Source organism: Staphylococcus nepalensis, from assembly GCF_002442935.1.
GTDB classification, from domain to species: Bacteria; Bacillota; Bacilli; order Staphylococcales; family Staphylococcaceae; genus Staphylococcus; species Staphylococcus nepalensis.
This window is the reverse complement of sequence record NZ_CP017466.1, coordinates 2508641-2528583: the sequence shown is the minus strand read 5'-3', so window position 1 is coordinate 2528583 and position 19943 is coordinate 2508641. Positions and strand designations below refer to the sequence as shown.

The 19943-nt window shown below is 33.8% G+C and carries 16 protein-coding genes and 1 pseudogene; 12 read left to right on the top strand and 5 right to left on the bottom strand.

What is annotated here, in order from left to right:
- Nucleotides 1-32: 32 nt before the first annotated feature.
- The gene (gene hemQ / locus BJG89_RS12130) at nt 33-782 is read right to left on the bottom strand and encodes a hydrogen peroxide-dependent heme synthase (RefSeq protein WP_096810845.1); all 750 of its coding nucleotides are present in this window, start codon (nt 780-782) and stop codon (nt 33-35) included.
- A 171-nt stretch (nt 783-953) separates the two neighbouring features.
- On the opposite strand from hemQ, the gene pta reads away from it, so the two are divergent.
- The 6 genes from pta to BJG89_RS12100 all read left to right on the top strand — a co-directional run bounded on the left by pta (nt 954) and on the right by BJG89_RS12100 (nt 8645).
- The gene (gene pta, locus BJG89_RS12125; RefSeq protein ID WP_096810844.1) at nt 954-1940 is read left to right on the top strand and encodes a phosphate acetyltransferase; all 987 of its coding nucleotides are present in this window, start codon (nt 954-956) and stop codon (nt 1938-1940) included.
- On the top strand, nt 1940-2776 hold the full coding sequence (locus BJG89_RS12120) for a lipoate--protein ligase family protein (RefSeq protein ID WP_096810843.1): 837 nt from the start codon (nt 1940-1942) through the stop codon (nt 2774-2776). The genes pta and BJG89_RS12120 overlap by 1 nt, the downstream gene beginning before the upstream one ends.
- A gap of 557 nt (nt 2777-3333) precedes the next feature.
- Nucleotides 3334-4257 carry a mevalonate kinase gene (gene mvk, locus BJG89_RS12115; protein ID WP_096810842.1) on the top strand — a complete coding sequence of 308 codons (924 nt, stop codon included), beginning with the start codon at nt 3334-3336 and terminating at the stop codon, nt 4255-4257.
- Between the two features lie 5 nt (nt 4258-4262).
- Nucleotides 4263-5246, top strand: coding sequence for a diphosphomevalonate decarboxylase (gene mvaD, locus BJG89_RS12110; protein ID WP_096810841.1), 984 nt, complete (start codon nt 4263-4265; stop codon nt 5244-5246).
- Between the two features lie 12 nt (nt 5247-5258).
- Nucleotides 5259-6335, top strand: coding sequence for a phosphomevalonate kinase (locus BJG89_RS12105; RefSeq protein WP_096810840.1), 1077 nt, complete (start codon nt 5259-5261; stop codon nt 6333-6335).
- 705 nt (nt 6336-7040) lie between these two features.
- Complete coding sequence (locus BJG89_RS12100; protein ID WP_096810839.1) at nt 7041-8645, top strand: alpha-glucoside-specific PTS transporter subunit IIBC; 1605 nt, start codon at nt 7041-7043, stop codon at nt 8643-8645.
- Nucleotides 8646-8705: 60 nt separating this feature from the next.
- On the opposite strand, the gene BJG89_RS12095 is transcribed toward BJG89_RS12100, so the two are convergent.
- Nucleotides 8706-9455: a MurR/RpiR family transcriptional regulator gene (locus tag BJG89_RS12095; RefSeq protein WP_096810838.1), complete on the bottom strand. Its 750-nt coding sequence runs from the start codon at nt 9453-9455 to the stop codon at nt 8706-8708.
- 162 nt (nt 9456-9617) lie between these two features.
- Here BJG89_RS12095 and BJG89_RS12090 point away from each other — a divergent pair, with 162 nt between their 5' ends.
- From BJG89_RS12090 to BJG89_RS12070, 5 genes are all read left to right on the top strand, one after another.
- The gene (locus BJG89_RS12090) at nt 9618-10700 is read left to right on the top strand and encodes a Gfo/Idh/MocA family protein (RefSeq protein ID WP_096810837.1); all 1083 of its coding nucleotides are present in this window, start codon (nt 9618-9620) and stop codon (nt 10698-10700) included.
- Between the two features lie 12 nt (nt 10701-10712).
- On the top strand, nt 10713-11426 hold the full coding sequence (locus tag BJG89_RS12085) for a ThuA domain-containing protein (protein ID WP_096810836.1): 714 nt from the start codon (nt 10713-10715) through the stop codon (nt 11424-11426).
- A 15-nt stretch (nt 11427-11441) separates the two neighbouring features.
- Entirely contained in the window at nt 11442-12488 is a 1047-nt protein-coding gene (locus BJG89_RS12080; RefSeq protein WP_096810835.1) for a Gfo/Idh/MocA family protein, read from the top strand.
- Between the two features lie 13 nt (nt 12489-12501).
- Nucleotides 12502-13470 (top strand): sugar phosphate isomerase/epimerase family protein, encoded by a 969-nt coding sequence (locus tag BJG89_RS12075; RefSeq protein WP_096810834.1) that lies wholly within the window; start codon nt 12502-12504, stop codon nt 13468-13470.
- A gap of 276 nt (nt 13471-13746) precedes the next feature.
- Nucleotides 13747-14085 (top strand): YuzB family protein, encoded by a 339-nt coding sequence (locus BJG89_RS12070; protein ID WP_096810833.1) that lies wholly within the window; start codon nt 13747-13749, stop codon nt 14083-14085.
- A 180-nt stretch (nt 14086-14265) separates the two neighbouring features.
- Here BJG89_RS12070 and BJG89_RS12065 read toward each other — a convergent pair whose 3' ends face one another.
- From BJG89_RS12065 to BJG89_RS12055, 3 genes and pseudogenes are all read right to left on the bottom strand, one after another.
- Nucleotides 14266-15048, bottom strand: a complete 783-nt coding sequence (locus tag BJG89_RS12065) for a glucose 1-dehydrogenase (RefSeq protein WP_096810832.1) — start codon at nt 15046-15048, stop codon at nt 14266-14268.
- Between the two features lie 19 nt (nt 15049-15067).
- Nucleotides 15068-16314 (bottom strand): annotated as a pseudogene (locus tag BJG89_RS12060) (MFS transporter).
- Nucleotides 16315-16365: 51 nt separating this feature from the next.
- Nucleotides 16366-17961, bottom strand: coding sequence for a xylulokinase (locus BJG89_RS12055; RefSeq protein ID WP_096810831.1), 1596 nt, complete (start codon nt 17959-17961; stop codon nt 16366-16368).
- An 855-nt stretch (nt 17962-18816) separates the two neighbouring features.
- Between BJG89_RS12055 and BJG89_RS12050 the strand changes: the two genes are divergently transcribed.
- Entirely contained in the window at nt 18817-19752 is a 936-nt protein-coding gene (locus tag BJG89_RS12050; RefSeq protein WP_096810830.1) for an aldo/keto reductase, read from the top strand.
- Nucleotides 19753-19943: the final 191 nt, after the last annotated feature.

The window sequence follows — 19943 nt, the reverse complement described above, 5'->3', positions numbered from 1 at the left end:
GATGCTTCACTTAATCTGCAATTATCTCTATCTTACACCTCAAAAAGCGTCGGTAGACTATGCTTAGTTATGATGGTACCTACGTAGAAACTACCAAAGTCACCATAACGTGCTGTTGTTTCATCAAATCTCATTTCAGAAACAATTTTTTTGAATTGAAGTGGGTCATCAGCAAATAGCGTAACACCCCATTCAAAATCATCAAACCCCATAGAACCTGTGATAAATTGTTTGATTTTACCAGCATATTGGCGACCAATTTTACCATGGTTATACATTAGCGCTTGACGTTCTTCTAATGGTAGCATATACCAGTTATATGTTTCGTTACGACGTTTATCCATAGGATAGAAACAAATATACTCAGTTTGTGGTAATTCTGGGAACAATCTCGGTTTAATGTGAGGATTTTCGTATGGATCTTCATCAGATTTACCAGCTAAATAATTACCTAATTCAATAATAGAAACGTATGAATACGTTGGGATTAAAAAGTCAGTGATTTTCAATTTATTAAATTCATTTTCAAAAGCATTAAGATCTTTTAGTTCAGGACGTAAAGCCCATAAAAGAATATCTGCTTTTTGACCAGTAATATTATAAAACGCATGATCTCCTGCATGATTCGTACGTGCTTCTTCATGTTTATCTAAAAAGGCTTGTAACTCTTCAACTAACGTTTGTCGTTCTTCTTCTGGAACTAAACGTAAACTAGCCCAATCGATAGCATATAATAAATGTAAACTATACCAACCATCTAAAGTTTCTGGTGCTTGTGGCATATTGAATCGCTCCTTTATGAAAAATTTCTATATCTCCACTAAAAATTCTATCATAAAGGTAACTGTAAAACATAAGTAAATGATTACAAATTGGTGACATGGAATTATATAAAAAAATGACGTATAATAGTATTGGAAAAATAAAAGTATTAAAAATTAGAGGAGGCCCCTATGTCTTTATTAGATGTATTACAAGAAAAACTGTCAGGAAAAAATGTGAAAATCGTTTTACCTGAGGGAGAAGATGAACGTGTATTAACAGCGGCGACACAATTACAAAGTACTGATTATGTCACACCAGTACTATTGGGTAATGAAGCAAATATTAATGCATTAGCTGAAGATAACGGTTTAGATATTTCAAACCTAGAGATTATTAACCCCCAAACAAGCGAATTAAAACAAGAGTTAGTTACAGCTTTTGTTGAACGCCGTAAAGGTAAAGCGACTGAAGAACAAGCTCAAGAAATGTTAAAAAATGTCAATTATTTCGGCACAATGCTTGTGTATACAGGCAAAGCTGAAGGTCTTGTTAGTGGTGCTGCACATTCAACTGGTGATACGGTACGTCCTGCACTACAAATCATTAAAACAAAACCAGGCGTATCCAAAACATCAGGTATTTTCTTTATGATTAAAGACGAAGCACAATACATCTTTGGTGATTGTGCAATCAACCCTACATTAGAAGCGCAAGATTTAGCTGAAATTGCAGTAGAAAGCGCAAAATCTGCCCAAAGTTTCGGTATGTCACCTCGTGTAGCAATGTTAAGTTTTTCAACGAAAGGTTCTGCGAAATCTGACGATGTTGAAAAAGTTTCAAACGCTGTAAAATTGGCTCAAGAGAAAGTTGAAGCTGATCAACTTGAAGATGTTATTGTTGATGGGGAATTCCAATTTGATGCTGCAATTGTACCAGAAGTAGCTAAGAAAAAAGCGCCAGATACAAAAATTCAAGGAGATGCTAACGTATTTATCTTCCCAAGTTTAGAGGCTGGCAACATTGGCTATAAAATTGCACAACGTCTAGGTGGTTATGATGCGGTAGGCCCTGTATTACAAGGTCTTAATTCACCAGTGAATGATTTATCACGTGGTTGTTCAACTGAAGACGTGTATAATTTATCAATCATCACTGCTGCACAAGCTTTACAATAATGGATTTAGCTAGCAAATATTTTAACAGTACCACCTGGCGTTATGTTGATCATTCTTCTGGTTTAGCGCCAATGCAATCATTTGCTTTTGATGATACGTTATCGGAAAGTGTTGGTAAAGATTTGTCAAGTAGCATTGTACGTACTTGGATACATCAACATACTATTATTTTAGGTATACATGATTCTAGGTTACCGTATTTACAAGATGGCATTCGCTATTTGACAGAAGAACGAGGTTATAATGCAATTGTGAGAAACTCAGGTGGTCTTGGCGTAGTATTGGACCAAGGCGTACTCAATATTTCTCTTATTTTTAAAGGCAAACATGACATTACGATTGATGAAGCATTTTCAGTTATGTATTTATTAGTAGCCAAAATGTTTGAAGATGAAAATGTTGAAATTGAGACTTATGAGATTGAACAATCTTATTGCCCAGGAAAATTCGACTTGAGTATTAATGGGCAAAAATTTGCGGGGATTTCACAAAGACGTGTGCGTGGAGGTATTGCTGTTCAAGTATACCTTTGTGTTGAAGGAGATGGCAGTGAACGCGCTGCTTTAATGAAAGCTTTTTATGAGCGAGCTTTAAAAGGTGAACAAACAAAATTTGAATATCCAAATATTAATCCTCAATGTATGGCATCGTTAGAGCAACTATTAGATAAACAGCTAACAGTTCAAGATGTTATGTTCCAATTATTATACGCGCTTAAAGATTTAGGTGCCAATTTAACAATGGACGATATTACTAATGATGAGTGGGAACGTTATGAAGGATATTTTGAAAAAATGATTGAACGAAATGCTAAAGTTAATCAAAAAATGGACTAGTTAAAATGAAGGCTAGAAATGATACAACATTAAATGTATCGTTTCTGGCTTTTTTAATACGTTAAATAATTAAAGAGATTGTTATATTTGTTGAATTATAGTAATGAAATAAGTAATATAGTGAAAGTATACGTAAAAAAATTGAAAATAAATTGGGGAAGATAAAGTGAAGTTTTTGAATAATAAGCCAGAGCGTTTTATACTAGATAAGTATTGATTACAATTAGTAGCAGGTATTAACTATTTATAACTTATTTTACCCAATTTGAGTAAAAAAATTAAAACTATGACTCGAGTCGTATGTTAATATATGAAAATTATGAGATAATATAGTTTGATTTGTGTGAAATTTGATTAAGTTGTGTAAATAAGATGCACGTAATTTTTTCTTGATTAAAAATGAGAAGATATGAACACTATAGCGAAAATGCGATTAAGTGGAGCATTTCCTGGGAAATGTTATATGGCTATCAATAAAAAGTAATTAATAAAAGGCAATCGCAGTGTAAGGCATATACTATTTAAATTTAAAGAAAATACTAAAGGTGATTGAAAATATGGCACAACAAGGTTATGGGGAAGCAAATGGTAAGGTGATTTTAATAGGAGAACACGCGGTGACGTTTGGAGAGCCTGCAATTGCGATTCCATTTACTACTGGAAGAGTAAGAGCTTTAATAGAATCCTTAAATGTTAATGAATCTTCTTATATTAAAAGTGAAGTTTATGATGGTGAATTAACTTATGCACCTGAACACTTAAAATCAGTGATAACACGATTTATAAATGAATATCATATTCAAACACCAATAAAAGTTTCAATTGATACAAACTTACCGCCATCAAGGGGATTAGGTTCTAGTGCTGCAATGGCTGTAGCATTTGTACGTGCGAGCTTTGATTATTTAAACAAACCCTTATCGGATGAAATGTTGATTGAAGAAGCGAATTGGGCAGAGCGCATTGCGCACGGTAAACCAAGTGGCATAGATACACAAACGATTGTATCTAATAAGCCCGTTTGGTTTCAAAATGGCGTAGTCACAACGTTAAAACCATTAGATTTAAATGGTTATATGGTTGTCATAGACACTGGTATACGAGGATCGACAAAACAAGCAGTAGAAGACGTACATCATTTATGCAAAGCAGATAGTTCATACCTTAGCTATGTAGAACATATCGGTAAACTGGTCCATGAAGCACGTGACTCTATAGAGCATCATAACTTTGAACAACTCGCTTCTGTGTTTGATTTGTGCCAAGAGAATTTACGCACGCTCACAGTAAGTCATGAAAAAATTGAGCAGTTGTTAACGATAAGCAAAGCACAGGGTGCTATCGCTGGTAAGTTAACTGGTGGAGGCAGAGGCGGTAGTATGATTGTCCTTGCTTCGACTATAGACGTAGCTGAAAAAATTGCTCAAAGCGTGCAAAGCTTAGGCGCGCATCATACATGGATTGAATATTTAGGAGGTTAGGAACGTTGGTTAGTAGTGGCAAAGCACGTGCACATACAAATATTGCATTGATTAAATATTGGGGCAAAGCTGATGAAGCGTATATTATTCCGATGAATAATAGTTTGTCGGTAACATTAGATCGTTTTTATACAGAAACTAAAGTGACATTTTCTGAAGAATATATCAGAGATGTGCTTGTTTTAAATGGGCAGACAGTAGATGATTCGGAAGCGGCTAAAATACGTCGATTTATGGATGTTGTTAGAAATATAGTAGGTACGTCTATGTATGCATATATTGAAAGTGACAATTTCGTACCAACAGCTGCAGGATTAGCATCATCAGCAAGTGCTTATGCCGCGTTAGCAGCAGCTTGTAATGAAGCTTTAAATCTTAAATTAACGGGTAAAGAACTATCTAGACTTGCTAGAAGGGGTTCAGGATCGGCTTCTAGGAGTATTTATGGTGGTTTTGTAGAATGGGAAAAAGGTTATGATGATGCAACATCATACAGTTTTCCTATTGATGCAGACCATTGGGAAGATGAGTTAGCAATGATTTTTGTAGTGATAAATAATAAAACTAAAAAAGTATCCAGTCGTGCCGGTATGTCACATACACGTGATACTTCTCGTTTTTACCAATATTGGTTAGACCACGTAGATGAGGATATAGCGTCAGTTAAGCATGCGATTAAAGACAAGGATTTTAAATATTTAGGTGAGGTTATTGAAGCAAATGGTTTAAGAATGCATGCTACAAATTTAGGTGCACAACCACCATTTACATATATGGTTGAAGACAGTTACTTAGTAATGGACATCGTGCACCAATGTCGTGAAGCTGGTTATCCATGCTATTTTACGATGGATGCAGGGCCTAATGTTAAAATTTTAGTAGAGAAGAAAAATCAACAAGCAGTGGTCGATGCACTACAGAAATCGTTTGAGGATCATCAAATTATCGCGAGTGACATTACACGCACAAACGTTGAAATTATTGAGTAAGGAAGAGATAACATGATTCGAGTAAAAGCTCCAGGTAAACTCTATATTGCAGGTGAATACGCCGTTACAGAACCTGGATATAAATCTGTTTTGATTGCTGTAAATCGATTTGTAACAGCTACAATTGAAGATTCTAATGCGGCAGAGGGCACGATACATTCTAAAACTTTACATCATGAACCGGTCACTTTTCAAAGAGAAGAAGATAAGATTGTAGTATCTGATTTACATGCAGCTAAACAGTTGAAATATGTCATCACAGCTATAGAAGTTTTTGAACAATTTGTTAGCAGCAGCCGTATCAATTTAAAACATTTTAACTTAACTATAGACAGTAATTTAGATGACGCTAACGGCCATAAATATGGTTTAGGATCGAGTGCAGCAGTGCTTGTGTCAGTTGTAAAAGCTTTAAATGAGTTTTATGAAACGCATTTATCGAACCTTTATATTTATAAACTCGCAGTTATCGCCAATATGAAACTACAAAGTTTAAGTTCATGTGGGGACATTGCCGTAAGTGTATACACAGGTTGGCTTGCTTATAGTACGTTTGATCATGAATGGGTTTCTCAACAAATTGAAGATACTTCAGTCAATGAAGTATTGAATAAAAACTGGCCTGGATTGCACATCGAACCCTTGCAACCACCAGAAAATATGCAAGTGTTAATAGGGTGGACAGGATCGCCTGCTTCATCACATCATTTAGTTAGTGAAGTAAAGCGTTTAAAATCAGATCCTACTTTTTATGGGAAATTTTTAGAACGTTCTCACGCTTGTGTGGAAAAATTAATACATGCATTTAAAACGAATCACATTAAAGGTGTGCAACAGATGATTCGTATCAACCGTGAAATTATTCAGTCTATGGATAAAGAAGCGACGATAGATATAGAAACTTCACATTTGAAAGTATTGTGTTCTGTAGCTGAAAAATATGGTGGTGCTGCTAAAACATCTGGCGCAGGCGGCGGTGATTGCGGTATCACAATCGTTAATAACGGCGTTGACAAACAGTCTATTTATAAAGAATGGTTAGAAAATGAAGTAAAACCTTTAGAATTTAATATTTATCACGGACAATAGAATAGTAAATAATGAGACAGTACTTAAATTGTAAGATTCAAGTGCTGTTCAGGCTGTCGAGAAAGTCTCCGACTTTGTTGGCAGTTTTTTATACACGTTTTCTATGGCAATGCCTCATTTTGTAGTCTTTGACTAGTACTGTACGCGTAGTGCCACATAAAAAACTGACAATATTAAACCAAAATATTATGAGATATGAAAATGAATATCGATGACATTTATAATGTTGAATAAAGCAATTGATAAAAAACCAATATGAAATGATTTCTATATCTGAATTCACTTATCACCTAAAATAGATGAAACGATTAGATTTAAATTTTCCTTATGAACTTGTCAAAGTTAAGTATTGCCTTAATCATGGCTGGTCATCCATAGAGCCTGACATTTTAGTGAAAATATTACTTATACAAAGATGATGGACCATCAAATCAATAGAACAAATCATTAAAGAAATAGAAAAAAATGTAGCTTACCGTGGGACAGTGCTTAAATTATAAGATTTAAGCGCTGTTTTTTTGATTTTTTATGATGATGAAAGAAATAGCGCTATATTTCCAGGAAAATTTACCTTTAAATGGAAATGATTTCTTTTGTAGATATAGCGTATCTAAATCTTGCTATAGCATTGAAATAACATGATTTAAGATATATCATTCATTTAAGAAAACGCTTTCAATAAGCGTTTTGAAAAAGGGTGATTATATGAAATTCGGAGGAAATTTTGGAAACGCAATTCGAAGATTTGGAGGTGCTATGATTGTACCAGTGCTTCTCTTTCCATTTTTCGGTATCATTGTTGGGATAGCTACATTATTTAAAAATGAGGCTATTATGGGGGGGATAGCAAATCCTGATAGTTTATGGTATCAAATATGGACTTTAATTGAAAATGGTGGCTGGACACTTTTTCAAAATATAGAACTTATTTTTGTAATAGGTTTACCTATTTCATTGGCTAAAAAATCAGCTGGTCACGCCGTTATGTCTTCTGTAGTTACGTACTTAATGTTTAATTATTTTATTAATAGTATTTTAACTACTTGGGGCCCTGCTTTTGGTGTTGATTTTAAAGGCAATATAGGAGAGGGTACTGGTATAACGGAGTTAGTAGGTATAAAAACACTTGATACTAATATTATTGGAGCGCTCATTATATCAGGTATAGCAATATGGTTACATAATAGATATTATGATAAAAAATTACCTGAATCATTAGGTATTTTTCAAGGCTCTCCTTTCGTGATTATGATTTCATTTTTCTGTATGATTCCGATGGCGTTGTTGACGAGTTGGGGATGGCCAATCGTTCAAGGGTGGATAGCTTCATTGCAAACATTTTTAGCTTCATCAAGTTATGTAGGGGTGTGGTTATTCCACTTTTTAGAGAGAATTTTAATACCTACAGGTTTACATCATTTTATATATACACCATTTGAATATGGACCAGCAGTTGTTGATGGAGGTATTAAATCGTTTTGGATCTCCCATTTAAATGAATATTCACAGACAAATAAGTCATTAAAAGAAATTTTCCCAGGGGGAGGATTTTTATTACAAGGTAACATTAAAATGTTTGGTTCGATTGGTATTGCGCTTGCGATATATTCAACTGCTAAAGCTGATAAAAAGAAAGAAGTTGGTGCTTTATTACTAGCTGCGACGTTAACAGCCGTTTTTGCGGGCATCACTGAACCGCTTGAATTTACATTTATTTTTATAGCACCGTTTTTATTCTTAATACACGCTGTTCTCGGTGCAACAATGGTAACAATTATGCACGCTTTTGGGCTAGTTGGTAACTTAGGTGGCGGGTTGATTGAAATAGCAGCTACCAATTGGATTCCTCTATTTGGTTCTCATTGGGGGACTTATGTAGCTCAATTTATAATCGGTATCATATTTATTTTTATCTACTACTATTTATTTAGGTTTATTATATTGAAATTGGATATACCTATGCCTGGGCGAGAAAAGGAAGATAATAAAGATACAAAATTATATACAAAAAAAGATTACCAATCTAATAAAAAGAAAGATAGTAATAATAAAAAAGGTAGTGAATACGATGATAAAGCTGCGATTTATATAGAAGGTTTAGGTGGTAGAGAAAACATCGTTGATGTTACTAATTGTGCTACAAGATTAAGAGTAACTGTCGCAAACCCAAATGAAATAAAAGAAGATGACTTCTTTAAAACAGTCGGGGGCGCACATGGTTTGGTTAAAAGTGGCAAAAATGTGCAAGTCATTGTAGGGCTTTCTGTCCCACAAGTCAGAGAATCTGTAGAACAATTATTAAATGAGTAAAACTACAAAGAAAGCGATGAATTATAAATTGAATTTGGAAAATAATTCATCGCCAACATATCATTTGGAAATCATGTAATTGTGGTAGGCCCTAGCTATAAAATCAAATACGACGTAATAAGGGATGAAACTATAATAATCAATGTGATTAAAAAATTGTATAGGTGAACTATTAACATAGATATTAAAGTTTGCATTTTGAGCAATGTAATTGTCATGAAGCGTAGTTAAGGAAACAAATTTAAGTTCACGCGATTTTATCAACTGAATCGGTTCTTTTAGTTTTTTCGTTTCGCCTGATAAAGAAATAATAAATAGTAAATCTTCATCATCCATTTGATTTATAGCTAATTTGAACTCATTTTCATCATTTAAAACAATAACTTTTTTTGAAATAGATAACATATGTCTCTGAGCTTCTCTAGCTACATTTTGTTGAGCCATTCCTGTCCCAAAAATATAAATAATTGGGGCTGATTCAATTAACTTAATGAGCAAATTATAATCAAACATTTCGAGATGTTCTAGGGTTCGCTGTACGTCTTCAATAATTGGGTCTGTATTTACTAATTTAGTAGGTTCATGGTTAGATTGCATTTTTATATAAAATTTAAAATTACTGTAACCTTCGAAACCGAGTTTCTTGACTAATCTATGAATTGTCGATATGGAGGTATGCGTCAATAAACTTAAGTCATAGATTTTCATAGTTGTTATTTTATCTATATTTTTATGAATAATACTAATAATATGTAAGTCATTTTCAGTCAAATGACTAAAGTGTTTATTAATTAAATCATCAAGTACCATATTTTCGATGCCACCTGTCCATTGGAAAAATTTCCGAATATTGAAAATATAGCTTAATGTTAATATATAAATTATTAATAAGTCAAATTTAATAGTTGTTTTTATATTTTGTTAATAAAAATAATAATTTTGTTTTTTAAATAAAAGAATGGAGCTGGTTCTATGAATTTAAATATTGGCGTAATAGGTTGTGGAGGCATTGCAAATGGTAAACATTTTCCCAGTTTAGAAAAAATACCGGAAGTATCGATAAAAGCTTTCTGTGATATAGATATTCAAAAAGCGAAAGCATCAGCTAGTAAATACGGAATGGAAAATTCAAAAGTTTATGAAGATTTTCATGAATTGTTGAAAGATCCCAAAATTGACGTAGTACATATTTGTACACCTAATAATACACATAAAGACATAACTGTGGCGTCATTAAACGCAGGCAAACATGTTATGTGCGAGAAACCGATGGCAAAAACTTCTGAAGAAGCGGCAGAAATGATAAAAGCGGCAGAAGATAATAATAAAAAATTAACAATAGGTTACCAAAATAGATTTAGAGCTGATAGTCAGCATTTGCATAAAATTTGTCAACGAGGGGATTTAGGAGAAGTTTATTTTAGTAAAGCACATGCAATTCGAAGACGTGCCGTGCCAACTTGGGGTGTATTTTTAGACGAAGAAAAGCAAGGCGGAGGCCCGCTTATTGATATAGGCACACACGCCTTAGATTTAACATTATGGATGATGGATAACTATGAACCAGAATCTGTGATGGGTTCTACATTCCATAAATTAGGAAAAAAAGAAAATGCCGCAAATGCTTGGGGGTCTTGGGATACAGAAACATTTACAGTTGAAGATTCTGCATTTGGATTTATAAAAATGAAAAATGGCGCAACAATCATTTTAGAATCCAGTTGGGCGCTTAACAGCCTAGAAGTGGATGAAGCCAAATGTTCACTATCAGGAACGGAAGGTGGCGCTGATATGAAAGACGGATTGAGAATTCATGGAGAAGATTTAAGCACTTTATTTACCTCGAAAATTGAATATGATAACCCAGGTGTGGATTTTTTTGAAAGCGAGTCTGTAGATGAAGCTGAAGAAGAGGCCCGTTCTTGGATAAACAGTATCCTTTACGATACAGACCCGGTAGTAAAACCTAGGGAAGCGTTTGTCGTTACTCAAATTCTGGAAGCAATTTATCAATCAGCTAAAACAGGAGAAGCAATATATTTAAGCAATAATTAAAGGGGCAATGTTATGAATATCCTAATTTGGAATGAATATAGACATGAAATAGAAAATGAAGAAGTGAGAAAAGTTTACCCTGAAGGCATTCATAAGGCGATTGCATCATTTTTAGAAGAACATCATGTTGAAACTGCAACATTAGACGAAGCACATCACGGCCTATCGGACGAAAATTTAAATAAAACAGATGTTTTAATTTGGTGGGGGCATAAAGCGCATGATGAAGTCCAAGACGAAATCTGTGAAAAAATAAAATCACACGTATTGGAAGGTATGGGGTTGATTGTTTTACATTCTGGACATTTTTCTAAGATTTTCAAATCATTGATGGGAACAACGTGTAATCTTAAATGGAGAGAAGCAGATGAAAAAGAAAGGTTATGGGTAGTAGACCCTACACATCCAATCACTGAAGGGCTGAATAGTTATATTGAATTAGATAAAGAAGAAATGTATGGAGAACATTTTGATATTCCTACGCCTGATGAAACAATTTTTATAAGTTGGTTTGAAGGGGGAGAAGTATTTAGAAGCGGTGTGACCTTTAAAAGAGGGAAAGGAAAAATATTTTATTTTAGGCCAGGGCATGAAAGTTATCCAACTTATTACAATAAAGAGATTCAACGAGTTATAAAAAATGGTGTTCAGTGGGCGAAGCGTAACCATGCACCAACACATGATTATGGCAATGTTAAACCACTGGAGGATATATCAGAAAAATGATTTGGGGGTGACAATTTGAATAAATTAAAAATTGGAATTGTGGGCTGTGGAGGTATTGCTAGAAATAGACATATACCAGCATTTCAAGAATTAAATGAAATTACTGACATAGTGGCAGTGCATGATATTAATTATGATTTGGCTAAAAATGTTGCAGAAAATAACAATATTGAATTTGTAATGGAAGATTATCAACAGATGTTTGAATTAGTTGATGCTATCGCAGTATGCACGCCCAATAAATTTCACGCTGAAATTAGTATAGCAGCATTAAATTCTGGTGTTCACGTCTTTTGTGAAAAACCGATGGCTTTGAATAAATTAGAATGCGAAAGGATGGTGGAAGCTGCAAATCATTCTGGGAAATTATTAGCAATAGGTTACCATTATAGATTTACAGACGCTGCTATGACTGCCAAAAAAGCTATTTTAAATGGTGCAGTAGGAGATCCTTTAGTTATTCGTACACAAGCATTGCGTAGGAGAAAAGTCCCTGGTTGGGGTGTCTTTACTAATAAATTGTTGCAAGGTGGAGGCAGCTTAATTGATTATGGGTGCCACTTACTTGATCTTTCTTTATGGCTATTAGAAGATAATGAACCGGTGGAAATTTTAGCTAAAACTTACAATAGATTGAGTAAAACGCCCAATCAAATCAATGACTGGGGAACATTTAATCATGAAACATTTGATGTTGATGATCATGTCTCATGCTTTATTATATTTAAAGATAATGCATCAATGCAATTTGAGTGTTCTTGGGCAGCCAATATCAAAGATGATTCAAAACATTTAAGTATTTCAGGTGTTGATGGTGGTATCAGTTTATATCCTTTTGAATTATATCAGCATAAATATGGGACATGCTTTACAGAAAAAGCGGTAGTGGACCACGATGAAACATTAGCGGCAAAAAGACAAGCGACAAATTTTGTGAAAAGTTGTTTGGGCGAAGCAGATTTAGTAGTGAAACCTGAAGAAGCACAGCGTACCAGTTTAATAATCGATGCGATATATAAAAGTAGTGTTGAAGGCCGTAGTATAAGATTATCAAACGTTTAAGGAGTGATTTTTTATGAAAATCGGAGTATTTTCTGTATTATTTCAAGATAAAACATTTGAAGAGATGTTGGATTATGTTGTGGATGCCGGTGTAGATATGATTGAAATTGGGACAGGCGGTAACCCTGGTAACCAATTTTGCCCTTTAGATGATTTATTAGAAGATGAAAGAAAACGTAAGGCATATATCGATGCGATTCATAAAAGAGGGTTAAGTATAAGTGCTTTTAGTTGTCATAATAACCCTATATCACCTAATAATGAAACTGCTGCAAAATCAGATGAAACGTTAATTAAAACCATTAAACTAGCAGCTTTATTAAATGTTCCAGTAGTTAATACTTTTTCAGGTGTAGCTGGTTCAGATGAAACAGCAAAATTCCCTAATTGGCCAGTAACCCCATGGCCAACTGTTTATTCCAATATTTTGGAGTGGCAATGGGAAGAAAAACTTATACCTTACTGGAAAAAACTTGGCGAATTTGCGAAGGAACAGGGAGTTAAGATTGCGATCGAATTACATGCAGGATTTTTAGTTCATACGCCTTATACATTATTAAAATTAAGAAAAGTGACAAATGATTTTATAGGCGCAAATCTTGATCCAAGTCATCTTTGGTGGCAAGGTATTGACCCAATAGCTGCGATTAAAATATTAGGTAAAGAGAATGCAATACACCATTTTCATGCAAAAGATACATACATTGATCAAGAAAATGTAAATATGTATGGATTAACTGATATGCAACCCTATAGTAACGTTAACACTCGAGCTTGGACATTCCGAACTGTTGGTTATGGGCATAGTCCTAATGTTTGGGGAGAAATGGTTAGTGCATTAAGAATCAATGGGTATGACTATGTAATTAGTATAGAACATGAAGATCCAATTATGTCTATTGAAGAGGGATTTGTCAAAGCTGTTAATAATTTAAAATCAATCAACATTGAACATCCTGCCCCAGATTTATGGTGGACGTAGCTGGTTTCAATGATGTAGTAACTGGATTTTTAATGTAAATGCAGCGTAGAAACAAAAGGTTTCTACGCTGTTTTTTAGTTATTTGACAAAAAAGTTATTTACATTATTTTATGATGTGGAACTTGAATTTTTTTATAAATAGAGTAAAATAATTAGAGTTATAAATGTAAGACATGAATGAGGATAAATTAGTTTTTATATGGTTTATATACATACTTTATATAAAATGAAGCGGTTTTGAATTTATAATAAAATTTTAGAAAGGTGAGGGTGGTTTTGCAAAATAAATTTTTGATTTGTGACGATTGCCAGGGTGTTAATTGTAAATCTTTAGAGAAAAAACTTACAAAATTAGATTCTGATGCTGAAATAGAAATCGGTTGTCAATCCTATTGTGGGCCTGGTCGACGTAAAACTTTTGCATTTGTTAATAATCGGCCACTCGCAGCCTTAACTGAAGAGGAACTTTTGGAAAAAGTTGAAAAACAATTACAAAAACCAAGAGATCCAGAAGAAGAAGAACGCTTAAGAAAACGTAACGAAGAACGTAAACGACGAAAAGAAGAACAAGACCGCAAATTAAAAGAAAAATTAGCTAAGAAGAAAAGTAAATGATAAACACCAAAAATCGAAGATACAAGAGAGGGTTAATCTATGTGTTGCGTTTTGATGATTGTTTGTACGAATGAATATTAAAAACACTTCCGTTAATTTCATCATGTAATATGAGATTGGTACGAAAGTGTTTTTTAATTCTATTTTATTTGAAAATATAACATTATTTATTATTAAAGTTTAAAGTGCTGTATAGCCACCATCAATTGTAAACACACTACCTTGGGCAAATGAAGAAGCATCAGAAGCTAGATATACAACAATACCACCGAGTTCATTTGGTGTGCCTGGTCTGCCCATAGGTGTGAATCCCATCCAGTCTTTAATCATTTCTCCACCTTGGTCAAAGAAAGGTTTAGTAAGTTCCGTTTTCATATAACCTGGTGCGATTGTATTCACTTTTATATTATATTTTGACCATTCCATTGCCAAACTTTTCGTTAACATGATTACCCCGGCTTTAGAAGCATTATATGAACATTGTTCTTGTGGTTTGTTAGCAATAAGTCCTGACATAGAAGATGTGTTAATGATGGAACCGTAGCTCTGTTTAATCATTACACGACCGACTGATTGTGCAACTAAAAATATACCGTTTAGGTTTAGATTGATGACTTTATTCCAATCCTCGAATGACATCTCTTCAGCTTTTGCATTAATTGTCATTCCAGCGTTGTTAACTAAAATATCTATTTTTTTAAATTGTTTAACTACTGCTTCGACCATTTGATTGACATCTTCTGGGTTTGTCACGTCAACTTTTATAGCGATTGCTTCTACATTTTCGTTATCACTAATTTCTTTGGCTGTTTCGTCCGCTATTTCTTTGTTAATATCGGCAATTACAATATTAGAACCAGCTTGTGCTAATGCAGTAGCCATGGCTTTACCTAATCCCATAGCGCCTCCTGTTACGATTGCTACTTTCTCGTCTAATTTAAATTGTTCTAAAATATTTGCCATGTTAAAACACCTTTCCTTTTTAATGATTTGGTTGGTTCACTTTCATAAAGAAAGTTAAAATAAACCCTATAAAATAAATGATTGCATAAGTCCAAATGGTTAATACAGGACCACCTATTGGGACAGTTATGGTTGCAATTGCAGGCCCTACGAAGTTACTTAAACCAGCTGATAAGTTATGAATAGAAACTGCAGCCCCTTTATGGTTAGGTTCTAGTATAGGGAAAATTGCTGACATGGGTACAAATGCAGCAACAGCAAACCCAAATATAACTGCAACAGCGCCAGCAACCCAAATGTTAGGTCCGGTCCAAATAGGTAAGTAGTAAAAGGCCAATGTAGAAAGCACCATGCCTATACAACCAAACCAGCGGACTTGTCGTACCCAACCAATTTTATCTCCTATAACACCCCAAATAGGTTGGTGAATATAGTTACAATATACATCAATCCCCAAATTCTCAACCATTCTGAAGTAGTAAACCCGACGGTATCAGTAAACACGATTGGCATAATGACAACGAGTCCAAACAGGGCCAATTGGTTAATTATTCTAACTACACAAGCAATGGCTACTTGAGGATTTCTTAAAATCGTTACACCTCTAGCAAATTCAATTAATATTTCTTTTGGAGTTAACTTATCTGATTCTTTCTCAGAGCCTTTTCTATCTTTAACTAAAAACATTGCCATTAAACCACCAATTAAAATGAATATAATTGATGACCATAATGTCCCCATAAAACCAATCCATGGGATGGTAAAACTTGGCAAATATGTTCCTAAAAATCCGATGCCAACGGAGTACATTGCCCAGAACCACCCCATAGCTGAAGCTAAACGATGTTTCGGAGCAGAATAAGTAATCCACACAACGAAACTATAAATAAACATAGGATAAGCAAAGCCTCTGATACCATACATGATGAGCATCATTGGATAACTTTGTTGTTCTAACCCTAAAGTTAAAAAACCAACATGAAAAATGATCCAAATAATAAATGCGAATGCCATTACTTTCCTTGGACTAAATATTTCTGCCAAAATACCAGAAAGCCAGGATGCAATTGCAACTACCAGACCATATAGTGTGAGTACAGCGGATGCTTGGTGTGCTTCAAATCCAATACTAACGATATATTTTGATAAAAAGGCTTGTTCAATACCATCGCCAGTCATAAAAACAGCAACTGCGATATAGCCCCAAATTAAAGTTAAAGGCAGTCCTAAAAATTGTTTAGAGCTATTTGTACTTAGTGAGTTCACAATAATCTCTCCTACTCTATAAAAATATTGTTTCTAAACTGCTGATATTGCTTAAATATAATCATTTACTTGTCGCTGGAGAGGTAATAACGACTTAAAGTTTTGAATATAATGCCTAAAACTTTCGATATCTTCTTCCTTAGGGTTTAATGTGATTTGCTCAGTATTGTCAAAAGCTTTAACGTTTAAGTAATTGGCCAAATTTGAATACTGAGTTTCTAGTAAATAACGAGATAAAATAGCGATACCCCATGCGCCGCCTTCACTTGCTGTTGTCATAACACTAACAGGCGTTTCCAGCGCTGCAGCTAAAAATGACTGTGCTATTTTTTCTGTTTTAAAAATACCCCCATGGCCCAGCATGCTATCGATTTGAATATTTTCTTTTTCTTTCAATAAATCAATACCAATCTTTAAAGTGCTAAAAGCACTGAAAATATGTGTTTTCATAAAGTTCGCTATATTAAATTCGCTATCAACGTGACGTAAAAACATCGGATAACCTTGTTTTACATCAGTTATAAATTCACCTGAAACATAACCATAAGATAACAATTTACCTAATGTTTCATCTCCGTTAAAAGCGCTTTCAAATAATTTGGTAAAGAGTTCATTTTTATCGTATTTTACGTTCATGAGTTGAAATACTTCTTCAAATAAATTTATCCAAGCATTGATATCGGAAGTACAGTTATTTGCATGTATCATTGCAACGTCGTAGCCATTAGGGGTCGTTACAATATCGACTTCAGGATAAACATGAACGATTGGCTTTTCTAGTACAATCATTGAAAAAATACTAGTTCCAGCTGACACGTTTCCTGTTTTTGGTGCTACGCTATTCGTTGCTACCATACCTGTAGCAGCATCTGATTCTGGTGCACACAAGGGACACCCTGGTTCCAATTCACCATTTAGATCTAACAGTTTTGCACCTGTCTCAGTTAAATAACCGGCGATTTCACCAGATACAACGACATTAGGTAATATTTCGTTAATATCTTGTGAGTAACCTGATTTTTGAAATAATGAATTAAAACGTTCTAACAAATCTTGACGGAAACACTTATGCTCACTGTCGATAGGGAACATACCGGAGGCATCTCCAATGCCTAACACTTTTTCACCAGTTAAATACCAATGAACATATCCAGATAGGGTAGTCATATAGTTTACTTTTTTGACATGTGCTTCTCCATCTATCGCTGATTGGTAAAGTTGTGCTATACTCCAGCGCTCAGGGATATTAACTTTAAAATCTTCGCGTAAGATTTGAGCAGCTTTGTTAGCATTATTGTTTCGCCAAGTTCTAAAGGGCACCAACAAGTCATCATTTTCATCGAATGTTAAATAACCATGCATCATACCGCTAATTCCTAAAGATGCTATTGACTTGATTTGAGTATGACAATGATTTTGGATGGCTTCTGACATTTCAGCATAACTTTTTTGGATACCTACCCACACATCATTAATTGAGTAAGTCCAATAACCATTTTCGTACTTGTTCTCCCATTCGAAAGCACCTGTTGCAATTGTTTCACAATTAGGTGCTATAGCAATTGTCTTAATACGCGTAGAGCCTAGTTCGATTCCTACAGACAGTTGACCTGAATCAACCAAGTGCTTGATATCATCACTTTCCATTTTCTTGCTCCTTTTCATCAAATTATGTAACCGCTAACAAAAATGAATATTAATTTAAAAAGAGATAAAAGTCAATTAAATCAAATTACTAAATTAGTACATTTGCTAAATTATATTTATTTATTAAAAGTTTAATATAGATTTATTTTTTTTAATATTTTATATTGATGTGAAAGGTGATAGAGATAAATATTATCGTGACTGTCATGATGATTAAGCTAGTAAATGGCTGGGGATGCAATTATAAAAAGGTTTTATAGCGATAAGTGTGGAATGGTTTTAGATCAAGTAATCGGTGTAATCTAAAAGTTTTTCCGATCACTAAAAGTTTGGTGAGAGAAAGGATTTATTGTATGAAATATAGCATCTTTCCTGCCATTGTGTAGGTTATACATAGACAGTGAAAAAGGCTAGTTATCTATTTGAAATGAGTTTCTGGTCGCTTTTTAAGCAATTCATTACAATTTTAATATAGAAATTGCTACATTTTAGATGAGCGTAAGGTATGTATCTATTTTATGTCATCTTTCGTTACGTTATATTGGTTTGAAATTGAGTGCTAGAAATATATGCATATAGCGAATTTCGATTTTTTATACTCAAAGTACGGCGCACGTGACATGAAATATTGATGTATATATCGTTTGCTTATTTAGAATTATAAAATGAGTTGAATTTTATGCAAAAGAATATTATTAAAGTGGGCTAAATAGGGTAAATGAATATTATGAAATTTAGAAATGATTAAACCTCATTTAAATATTTGAGTTTGATGGTTATCACGAACAAGCCTATTTTTAAATGAATGATAAATCAATTAAGTTTTATTTATAGTACAAAAGGAGCTGAACAGATTTGACAAAAAAAGTACAGTTAGGCAAATCAAATGTTATGGTGTCACCGATTGCTTTAGGTACAAATGCGGTAGGCGGACATAATTTATATAATAATTTAGACGAAGAAAAGGGTAAAGAAACAGTACGTACAGCTGTTAGAAACGGTATTACACTTTTAGATACGGCCTATATTTATGGACCAGAACGTTCAGAAGAACTTGTTGGAGAAGCAGTTAAGGAATTTGCAAGAGATGAATTTGCAATTGCCACAAAAGGTGCACATTACTTTGATGAAGAAGGCAATGTTAAAATGTCGAATGATCCTGACTTTCTGCGAAACCAAGTAGAGCAAAGTTTAAAACGACTAAAGGTAGATTATATTGATTTGTATTATATTCATTTTCCAGATGAAACGACACCTAAAGATCAAGCGGTTGCAGCGTTGAAATCATTAAAAGATGAAGGGAAAATCAAAGCGATTGGTGTTTCGAATTTTAGTTTAGAACAAATTAAAGAAGCAAATAAAGACGGGCACGTAGATGTTGTACAAATGGAATACAATTTGCTGAATCGCGAAAATGAAGCCGTATTTGACTACACAAAAGAAAACCAAATTACATTTATTCCTTATTTCCCTTTAGTATCTGGTCTTTTAGCTGGGAAGTATACTGAAAATACAAAATTTGATGATCTGCGTGCTGAAAATCCTGAATTTCAAGGTGATAGGTTCAAGGAAAATTTAGAGAAAATAGATGAGCTGAGAGATATTGCAGACAATCATAGAGTTGATGTAGCACACGTGGTACTTGCGTTCTATTTGACGCAACCATCATTGGATGTAGTGATTCCCGGGGCTAAGCAACCCCACCAAGTCGTAGATAACTTAACTACGTTAGACGTTAAACTAACTAAAGAAGAAATAGAAAAAATAAACCAATTATTTCCTAGAAAATAATGAAATGTAGATGTGCTTTATGTTATGCACATCTATATTTTATAGATTTTTGAATTAATTTTGTAATATACAGAATTTAGAATTTTCTTACAAATCATTTAATGCTATAATTTAATTTTACTAAGAGAAATTATATTTATGAAAAAATATGTAAAATTATTAAAATATTTTAATTTTAAGGTTTTAATAGA

Coding starts and splice junctions, on each gene's coding strand:
- hemQ (WP_096810845.1), bottom strand. CDS start 782: ATGCCACAAGCACCAGAAACTTTAGATGGTTGGTATAGTTTACATTTA.
- pta (WP_096810844.1), top strand. CDS start 954: ATGTCTTTATTAGATGTATTACAAGAAAAACTGTCAGGAAAAAATGTG.
- BJG89_RS12120 (WP_096810843.1), top strand. CDS start 1,940: ATGGATTTAGCTAGCAAATATTTTAACAGTACCACCTGGCGTTATGTT.
- mvk (WP_096810842.1), top strand. CDS start 3,334: ATGGCACAACAAGGTTATGGGGAAGCAAATGGTAAGGTGATTTTAATA.
- BJG89_RS12105 (WP_096810840.1), top strand. CDS start 5,259: ATGATTCGAGTAAAAGCTCCAGGTAAACTCTATATTGCAGGTGAATAC.
- BJG89_RS12100 (WP_096810839.1), top strand. CDS start 7,041: ATGAAATTCGGAGGAAATTTTGGAAACGCAATTCGAAGATTTGGAGGT.
- BJG89_RS12095 (WP_096810838.1), bottom strand. CDS start 9,455: ATGGTACTTGATGATTTAATTAATAAACACTTTAGTCATTTGACTGAA.
- BJG89_RS12090 (WP_096810837.1), top strand. CDS start 9,618: ATGAATTTAAATATTGGCGTAATAGGTTGTGGAGGCATTGCAAATGGT.
- BJG89_RS12085 (WP_096810836.1), top strand. CDS start 10,713: ATGAATATCCTAATTTGGAATGAATATAGACATGAAATAGAAAATGAA.
- BJG89_RS12075 (WP_096810834.1), top strand. CDS start 12,502: ATGAAAATCGGAGTATTTTCTGTATTATTTCAAGATAAAACATTTGAA.
- BJG89_RS12065 (WP_096810832.1), bottom strand. CDS start 15,048: ATGGCAAATATTTTAGAACAATTTAAATTAGACGAGAAAGTAGCAATC.
- BJG89_RS12055 (WP_096810831.1), bottom strand. CDS start 17,961: ATGGAAAGTGATGATATCAAGCACTTGGTTGATTCAGGTCAACTGTCT.